The sequence below is a fragment of the Pluralibacter sp. genome, from assembly GCF_019237635.1.
GTDB lineage: Bacteria > Pseudomonadota > Gammaproteobacteria > Enterobacterales > Enterobacteriaceae > Enterobacter_B.
The window spans coordinates 1-7,927 of sequence record NZ_JAFAGS010000012.1; the positions used below are offsets into that span (position 1 = coordinate 1).

The 7,927-nt window shown below is 54.2% G+C and carries 9 protein-coding genes, 2 tRNA genes and 1 rRNA gene; 7 read left to right on the top strand and 5 right to left on the bottom strand.

Annotated features, from left to right (window positions below):
• The first annotated feature begins 25 nt into the window (after positions 1–25).
• Together rrf and JO226_RS01410 are read left to right on the top strand one after the other, a co-directional pair.
• Positions 26–141 (top strand): 5S ribosomal RNA (gene rrf / locus JO226_RS01405).
• Between the two features lie 96 nt (positions 142–237).
• A tRNA-Asp gene (locus tag JO226_RS01410) sits at positions 238–314 on the top strand.
• 98 nt (positions 315–412) lie between these two features.
• Here JO226_RS01410 and yafC read toward each other — a convergent pair.
• Positions 413–1,309, bottom strand: coding sequence for a DNA-binding transcriptional regulator YafC (yafC, locus tag JO226_RS01415; RefSeq protein WP_293481740.1), 897 nt, complete (start codon positions 1,307–1,309; stop codon positions 413–415).
• A gap of 232 nt (positions 1,310–1,541) precedes the next feature.
• On the opposite strand from yafC, the gene JO226_RS01420 reads away from it, so the two are divergent.
• Positions 1,542–2,342, top strand: coding sequence for an endonuclease/exonuclease/phosphatase family protein (locus JO226_RS01420; RefSeq protein ID WP_293481742.1), 801 nt, complete (start codon positions 1,542–1,544; stop codon positions 2,340–2,342).
• Positions 2,343–2,423: 81 nt separating this feature from the next.
• Complete coding sequence (locus JO226_RS01425; protein WP_293481744.1) at positions 2,424–3,194, top strand: class I SAM-dependent methyltransferase; 771 nt, start codon at positions 2,424–2,426, stop codon at positions 3,192–3,194.
• Positions 3,195–3,251: 57 nt separating this feature from the next.
• On the opposite strand, the gene mltD is transcribed toward JO226_RS01425, so the two are convergent.
• Positions 3,252–4,619 carry a murein transglycosylase D gene (gene mltD, locus JO226_RS01430; protein WP_293481746.1) on the bottom strand — a complete coding sequence of 456 codons (1,368 nt, stop codon included), beginning with the start codon at positions 4,617–4,619 and terminating at the stop codon, positions 3,252–3,254.
• Positions 4,620–4,690: 71 nt separating this feature from the next.
• Positions 4,691–5,446, bottom strand: a complete 756-nt coding sequence (gene gloB / locus JO226_RS01435; protein WP_293481748.1) for a hydroxyacylglutathione hydrolase — start codon at positions 5,444–5,446, stop codon at positions 4,691–4,693.
• Between the two features lie 38 nt (positions 5,447–5,484).
• Between gloB and JO226_RS01440 the strand changes: the two genes are divergently transcribed.
• Complete coding sequence (locus tag JO226_RS01440; protein ID WP_293481750.1) at positions 5,485–6,207, top strand: class I SAM-dependent methyltransferase; 723 nt, start codon at positions 5,485–5,487, stop codon at positions 6,205–6,207.
• Here the strand turns inward: JO226_RS01440 and rnhA are convergent.
• On the bottom strand, positions 6,204–6,671 hold the full coding sequence (rnhA, locus tag JO226_RS01445; protein ID WP_293481752.1) for a ribonuclease HI: 468 nt from the start codon (positions 6,669–6,671) through the stop codon (positions 6,204–6,206). The genes JO226_RS01440 and rnhA overlap by 4 nt on opposite strands.
• A 65-nt stretch (positions 6,672–6,736) precedes the next feature.
• On the opposite strand from rnhA, the gene dnaQ reads away from it, so the two are divergent.
• Entirely contained in the window at positions 6,737–7,468 is a 732-nt protein-coding gene (gene dnaQ / locus JO226_RS01450; RefSeq protein ID WP_293481754.1) for a DNA polymerase III subunit epsilon, read from the top strand.
• Between the two features lie 133 nt (positions 7,469–7,601).
• Positions 7,602–7,678: transfer RNA gene (locus JO226_RS01455), tRNA-Asp, on the top strand.
• Between the two features lie 22 nt (positions 7,679–7,700).
• Here the strand turns inward: JO226_RS01455 and JO226_RS01460 are convergent.
• The coding region (locus JO226_RS01460; RefSeq protein WP_293481756.1) for a hemagglutinin repeat-containing protein at positions 7,701–7,927 on the bottom strand (227 nt) is incomplete at its 5' end.

The following is a 7,927-nucleotide window of genomic DNA, read 5'->3' on the forward strand; positions in this document are numbered from 1 at the left end:
TTTGATACAGATTAAACAGAATTTGCCTGGCGGCAAGAGCGCGGTGGTCCCACCTGACCCCATGCCGAACTCAGAAGTGAAACGCCGTAGCGCCGATGGTAGTGTGGGGTCTCCCCATGTGAGAGTAGGGAACTGCCAGGCATCAAATAAAGAACGCATTCACAATAGCGTTGTGAACGGTTCGACGTTTAAGCAGTAAGCCGGGGTGACAACCGGTAGAAGTAAAATGATTTCGGTGGAGCGGTAGTTCAGTCGGTTAGAATACCTGCCTGTCACGCAGGGGGTCGCGGGTTCGAGTCCCGTCCGTTCCGCCACTTATTAAGAGCCCTGAGCATTTGCTCAGGGCTTTTTCTTTTGTCTGAAATACAATTTTCAGGATTCATCATAAGTCGGGGCGCCTGAACGCCGCTTTTTATTGTTTCTTGCGCGCCTCATGTTCGCTGAGAAAATCGATAAATGCCCGGATTCGGGTACTAACTGCCCGGTCACTGTAGTAAACGGCGCTGAAAGGCATCTCGACCGGCAGTCGCTTGTCTGCCAGTAATTCCACAAACTCTCCCTTCGCAATCTCGTTGTCCACCATATAGTCCGACAGGCAGGCAATACCGTTGCCAGAAAGGCACAGTTGCTTTAGCGTTTCGCCGCTATTGGATGAAATGCCGCTGGTTATCTCGTGAAGTTGCCCGTCGCAGCATGAGAGCGGCCAGGTGTTAAGCGATACCGGCTCGGTAAAACCCAGACAAACGTGCTGTTTCAGATCCTCCACCATCTCAGGCCTGCCATGGCGTGCAATGTAATCCGGCGCGGCGATGATTTTCCGGTAGCTGGTAAACAGCGGGCGCGCCCGCAGGCTGGAGTCAGTCAGTGTTCCCGCGCGGATTGCTACATCAACCTTTCGCTCGATCAGATTAATAAACGTTTCGGATGATACCAGCGACAGCGTCATTTCCGGATATCGCTCGCGGAAGGGTTTAATCAGCGGCATCAGATAGTGCAGGACGACCGGCGTTGCAGCGTCAATGCGCAGCAGCCCGCGTGGCGTATTACGCGCCTCCATCAGTTCATTCTCTGCGGCTGCCATTTCCTGCAGGACGCCCTGCATCCGGCGGAAATAGCGCTCGCCTTCTTCAGTCAGGTTAAGCTGCCGCGTAGTGCGGTTGAGCAGGCTGACGCCGAGCTTAGACTCCAGCTTTTTGACCGCCCGGCTGACGGCGGAATTGGCCTGTCCGAGCTGTTCCGCTGCACGGCTGAAACTCCCGCTTTCCACCACGGCGACAAAAATGGCTATCTCTTCTGATGTGGCTCTCATTATTACACCTGGCGCAAAATTGCACTGGAATTTTGATGGTTTTTGTTATTTAAACATTTGCCTGTGTGGTTTGTCATCTTCGCCTGCTGAGTCAGTAAGGTAAGTGCATGCTTACACTCGCTGACGAATCTTTCTGGCAAATAGCGTTGAAAGTGTAAGCAAAAATCCCTATAACAGAAGGGTCACCCCGGGAACGGCGTGGCTCTTCAGTTATTGAGGTTCAATCCAAAAAGTGCGAAAAAATACCTATGCTATGCGCTATGTCGCCGGACAACCCGCTGAGAGGATTTTGCCTCCCGGTTCGTTTGCGAGCATCGGTCAGGCGCTACCTGCGGGCGTTCCATTAAGCAGCGAAGAAAAAATTCGCGTACTGGTATGGAATATCTTCAAGCAGCAACGGGCTGAATGGCTGTCGGTGCTGAAAAATTTTGGTAAAGATGCGCATCTGATGCTGTTGCAGGAGGCGCAAACCACCCCTGAGCTGGTTCGGTTTGCGACCGCTAACTATCTTGCTGCGGATCAGGTGCCAGCCTTTGTGCTGCCTCAGCACCCGTCAGGCGTCATGACGCTCTCGGCTGCGCATCCGGTCTACTGTTGCCCTCTGCGTGAGCGTGAGCCTATTTTGCGGCTGGCTAAATCCGCCCTCGTGACCGTGTATCCGTTACCGAACAGTCGCCTGCTGATGGTGGTGAATATCCACGCCGTTAACTTCAGCCTCGGCGTCGATGTTTATAGTAAGCAGTTACTTCCCATCGGCGACCAGATAGCGCATCACTCCGGGCCGGTTATTATGGCGGGAGACTTTAACGCGTGGAGCCGCCCGCGTATGAATGCGCTGTACCGCTTTGCGCGTGAAATGTCGCTGCGCGAGGTGCGTTTCACCGACGATCACCGCCGTCGCGCGTTTGGCCGTCCTCTCGATTTTGTCTTCTACCGTGGTTTGAATGTGCACGATGCCTCCGTGCTGGTGACGCGCGCTTCCGATCACAATCCGCTACTCGTCGAATTCAGTCCCGGCAAGCCTGAACAATAAAGGTATGTCAGGTCTGCCGTGGGGCAGACCTGCGCAGGTAAGGTGCTGCCCTTTATGTTTCAACCACCGAAGGACAACACAATGACAACACGTTCCCATCATAACAATGTAGAAAAGCAGTTTGGCTCCCAGGCTGACGCCTATCTGACCAGCGCGGTGCACGCATCAGGCCGCGACCTGCAACGGCTTGGCGAGCGGCTTGCCAGCTTCCCGCAGGCCCATGTGCTGGATATGGGCTGTGGGGCGGGCCATGCCAGCTTCGTTGCGGCGGCACATGTCGCTCACGTGACTGCCTACGATCTGTCGGTTCAGATGCTGGATGTTGTGCGCAATGCTGCCCGGGATAAAGGGCTCGCCAATATCGATACGCAGCAGGGGTATGCGGAATTGCTGCCGTTTGCCGATGCCTCGTTTGAGGTGGTAATTAGCCGCTATTCCGCACATCACTGGCATGATGTCGGCCAGGCGCTGCGGGAGGTCAAACGCGTGCTGAAGCCGGGGGGCGTGCTGATCGTGATGGATGTGATGTCACCTGGACATCCGCTGCGGGATATCTGGCTGCAGACGGTTGAAGCGTTACGCGACACGTCGCACGTTCGTAATTACGCCAGCGGCGAGTGGCTGGCGATGATCAATGACGCCGGGCTCATTGCTCAGGGGCTGACGACCGATCGGCTGGCGCTGAAGTATACGTCGTGGGTCGCGCGGATGCGCACGCCTGCGCCATTATGCGAAGCGATTCGTCTTTATCAGCAGAGCGCATCAGAAGAGGTGCAGGCCTATTTTGCGCTGCAGGAGGATGGATCGTTTACCAGCGATACCATCATGGTCGAAGCGCGTAAGGCCGCATAACGTCGCGCAAAGAAAAAAGGCACCGGGGGAATCGGTGCCTTTCTTTTATCTGTACCGTCAGGAGTCCGGTCTGTCGCTGTTTTTCACATACAACGTCAGTTGATCGCCTGGCTGCAGGTTCTGCGTATCGCTGTTCCAGCGGACAACATCACGGATGTCGACGCCGTGGCGTTTAGCGATGCTCGAGAGCGAATCACCTTTGCGCACGCGATAGGTAATGCTATCGCTGTTGCGGGCAAGGCGTTCCGCACTGTTGCCTGCGCCTACGGTCAGGCTCTGGCCGACTTTCAGGCTTGAACCGCGCAGTTTGTTCCACTGCTGCAGATCTTTCGCCGTCACGCCCAGGCGTGAAGCAATGCCGGAAAGCGTATCGCCGGAGCGTACCGTGTAGCTACGGCTGGTCAGCGGGGTATTATCAGCAACCAGCGTCGGCTGTACTGCTGCAATATCACCTGATGCCAGCGATTCACGCAGCTGATCGGCATGTTTTTTCGGTACCAGCACATACTTCGGACCGCTTGCGCCAAGGGTTGAACCCTTTACGCCAGCATTAAACGTCTTCAGTTTGTTGACTGAGATACCCGCCATATCGGCCAGTTGCTTCATCTCAACCGGGTTGTCCAGACGGACACGCGCCAGTGCGCGGCTTTCATCGGACGTCGGCAGTTGTACGCCATAGCGCTTGCTGTTTTTGAGAATATCACTCAACGCCAGCATTTTAGGTACATAGACCTTTGTTTCTTGAGGCAGAGAGAGCGACCAAAAATCGGTGGGTTTACCACGCGCTTTGTTCGCTTTCACAGCCTTCATAACACGACCTTCGCCGCTGTTGTATGCCGCGACCGTCAACAGCCAGTCGCCATCAAACATCTTGTTCAGGCGCTGCATCATATCGAGTGCAGCCGTAGTCGATGCGACAACATCGCGACGCGCGTCATAACCGCGAGTCTGTTTCAAACCATAATTGCGCCCGGTGCTCGGAATGATCTGCCAAATGCCTGCGGCATTGGCGCCAGACGTCGCGTGTGGGTCAAAAGCGCTCTCCACTATGGGTAGTAGTACCAGTTCCATGGGCATGTTACGTTTCTTCACTTGCCCTGCTATCCAGTACATATACGGCTCTGCCCGTAAAGTTACATCGTGGAGATAGCTCTTATTACGTAAATACTTCTGTTTCTGTTCGCGAATCCGGGGGTTCTCCGGAATACCCATCTTTAGCTCGCCGCCAATGAAAGCCCACAGGTCCTGATCCTGCGCATAGAAGGTTCCATCGTCCATCCATCGCGCCTGACCTGTATACTTTCCTGCTTCCCCTTGACTAGCCGCAGAAAGGCTCTGTGCGTGCTGCTGAATGTTGGCGCCGTTCTTCGACGCCTGGCACCCAACGAGCAGGACAGAGGCGAGTAATATCGCTCGTGCCTTCATGTGTGTGTCAATAGTTGCTTAAAAGACGACCGATCATAACGGCGAAATTTTGAAAAGGCAACCTCGAAATCTTAGAAGTTATCTTTCTTTGACCGTAACCATGCAAATCGCTCTTCAGGTTGTTGCAAATTTGTTTCTCTTGATATTTCTCTAATGAAATCAATGCAATTTGTACGTAAAAATAAATTTATCTTGCGCTCATTTTTAAGAATTGTCGGGAGTGTTTTTTGATTTTCAGCGCGTAACCCTTTAACTTCTCTGAAGTAATCATTTATCGCTAAATCATCAGGCATAATACTCAGCGCAAACTTCATGTTCGCTAAAGTGTACTCATGGGCACAACAAATTAGCGTATGGCCGGGAAGTGCATTAATTTTTTGCAAGGAGTGATACATCTGCGCCGCTGTACCTTCGAACAACCGTCCGCAGCCGCCTGAAAATAGCGTATCGCCGCAGAAAAGATAAGGATCGCTAAAGTAGCAAACGTGCCCGGCGGTGTGCCCAGGCGTCGAAATTACGGAAAATTCGCACCCCAAAACGTCAATCGTATCCCCTTCGTTGACGATGACCGTCGTACCCTTATCTTGTGTCTCCCGTGGGCCATACACCACAATGCCCGGATACTTTTGCAGGACTTCTTTTACGCCGCCAACGTGATCGTGGTGGTGGTGAGTGAGCAGGATGGCGTCCGGTTGCCAGTGGTTTTCTTCAATGGCGCGAAGCACCGGCGCCGCCTCGCCCGGGTCGACTATCAGGCAATGTTGCTTGTTATCACTCAGAACCCAGATGTAGTTGTCCTGGAAGGCGGGAATACTGTTAAGATTCATAGATTACCTCTCATAACGTAACGTAGCGGAAGGTTGTGATGAAACCGGCAAGGATACCCCTGACCGTCACCGCACCAGGCCATTGGGCAGAGATGCCCTGGGGCGAGTATTATCGTGAAGCGTTGGAACAACAGCTTAAGCCCTGGCTGACAAAACTCTACGGATTTCATCTGCTGAAGATTGGCAATTTGAGCGCTGAAATCAACACCGAAGCCTGCGCGATTTCCCATCAGGTGAATGTGTCGCTCGGCGGCGAACCCCGGCAGGTTATCGCCGACCCGCTGTATTTACCGTTTGCGGAGAAGTCGGTTGATGCCTGCCTGCTGGCCCACACGCTGCCCTGGTGTCAGGATCCGCACCGTCTTTTGCGTGAGGCAGATCGCGTATTGATCGACGACGGCTGGCTTATTATGACCGGTTTTAACCCCGTTAGCCTGATGGGGCTGCGAAAACTGGTGCCGGTGCTGCGCGGCAGTATGCCGTATAACAGCCGGATGTTTACCCTGATGCGCCAGCTAGACTGGCTGTCACTGCTGAACTTCGAGGTGTTGCACCATGGTCGTTTTCAGGTGCTGCCATGGCACAGGCAGGGGGGGAAATTGCTCAGTACCCATCTGCCGGCGCTCGGGTGTCTGCAGCTTATCGTGGCGCGCAAGCGAACGATACCGCTGACGCTTAACCCGATGAGACAGAGTAAATCCCGGACGCAGTTGCGCCCGGCGGTAGGGGCGACTCGGCAGTATCGTAAGCCGCGTCTTTAGCTTTCTGCGTTGTAGCCTGTGTCGTCCTGGCTCGGGCTCATGGCGGCTGCGCGCGCAAGCTCGTCGCAACGTTCGTTTTCCGGGTGTCCGGCGTGGCCCTTTACCCACTCCCAGCGAATCTGGTGGTGGCTTAAGGCCGCATCCAGGCGCTGCCAAAGGTCGACATTTTTAACCGGCTTTTTCTCTGCGGTTTTCCAGCCACGTTTTTTCCAGTTGTGGATCCATTGCGTGATCCCCTGGCGTACATACTGGCTGTCGGTGCTTAGCACTACCTCGCAGTGTTCTTTGAGCCCTTCCAGCGCCACAATCGCTGCCATCAGCTCCATACGGTTGTTGGTGGTCATGTAATATCCCGCGCTAAAGGTTTTTTCGTGCTGGCGATAGCGTAAAATCGCACCATAACCGCCCGGACCGGGATTACCCAGGCAGGAACCGTCGGTGAAAATTTCTACCTGTTTAAGCATCTCTGGTAGACTTCCTGTAATTGAACTCGATACGTAAAACGACAAGTCTGACACAAATGACCGCTATGAGCACTGCAATTACTCGACAGATCGTCCTCGATACCGAAACCACCGGTATGAACCAGATTGGTGCGCACTACGAAGGGCACAAGATTATTGAGATCGGCGCCGTCGAGGTGATCAACCGTCGTCTGACCGGCAATAACTTTCATGTGTACCTGAAACCGGACCGGCTGGTGGATCCGGAAGCCTTTAACGTTCACGGTATTGCTGACGAGTTCTTACTGGATAAACCGACGTTCGCGGACGTCTGCGATGAGTTCCTCGACTATATTCGCGGCGCAGAGCTTGTCATTCACAACGCATCGTTCGATATCGGCTTTATGGACTATGAGTTCAGCAAGCTCAATCGCGGCATTGCGAAAACGAATACCTTCTGCAAGGTCACCGATAGCCTGGCGCTGGCAAGGAAAATGTTCCCTGGCAAGCGTAACAGCCTCGATGCGCTGTGCTCGCGTTACGAAATCGACAATACCAAGCGTACGCTTCACGGGGCATTGCTCGATGCCCAGATCCTGGCCGACGTCTATCTGGCGATGACCGGCGGACAAACGTCGATGGCCTTTGCAATGGAGGGCGAAGCGCAGCAGATGCAGGGAGAGGCCGGAATTCAGCGCGTTGTCCGCGCCGCCAGCAAGTTGCGGGTGGTTTTAGCCAGCGATGAAGAGCTGGTGGCCCATGAGTCGCGGCTTGACCTGGTGCAAAAAAAGGGCGGAAGCTGCCTCTGGCGTGCCTGATGGGCGACGAAATGCCGTAAAAATCAGCCTGCGGGCGATTTTTGCAGCAAACGATTCAAAAGCCGAGAAAAAGCGTTGACGAGGGTAGAGGGAATCCGTAATATTCGCTCCGTTCCCAACGGAACAACAACGCGGAGCGGTAGTTCAGTCGGTTAGAATACCTGCCTGTCACGCAGGGGGTCGCGGGTTCGAGTCCCGTCCGTTCCGCCACTATTCAGGGCCATGTTATTAATTAACGTGGCCCTTTTTCTTTTCTGATTTTTAGGTATGCCATCCAGTATGCCCTTACCGTCTGGCTTGCACTTTCAGTAGGGGTAAGGCCGTTGCCGGTCTCTTTGCCGCTGGCCTTGTTGACGCTGGCGGAAATCTGAATCCCCCAGCCGCCGGAGCCTGCACCAATGCCGATACCGACGGTGCCACCCTTGCTCTCATTTTTTCCGGTCAGGGCAGAGGTGTTTT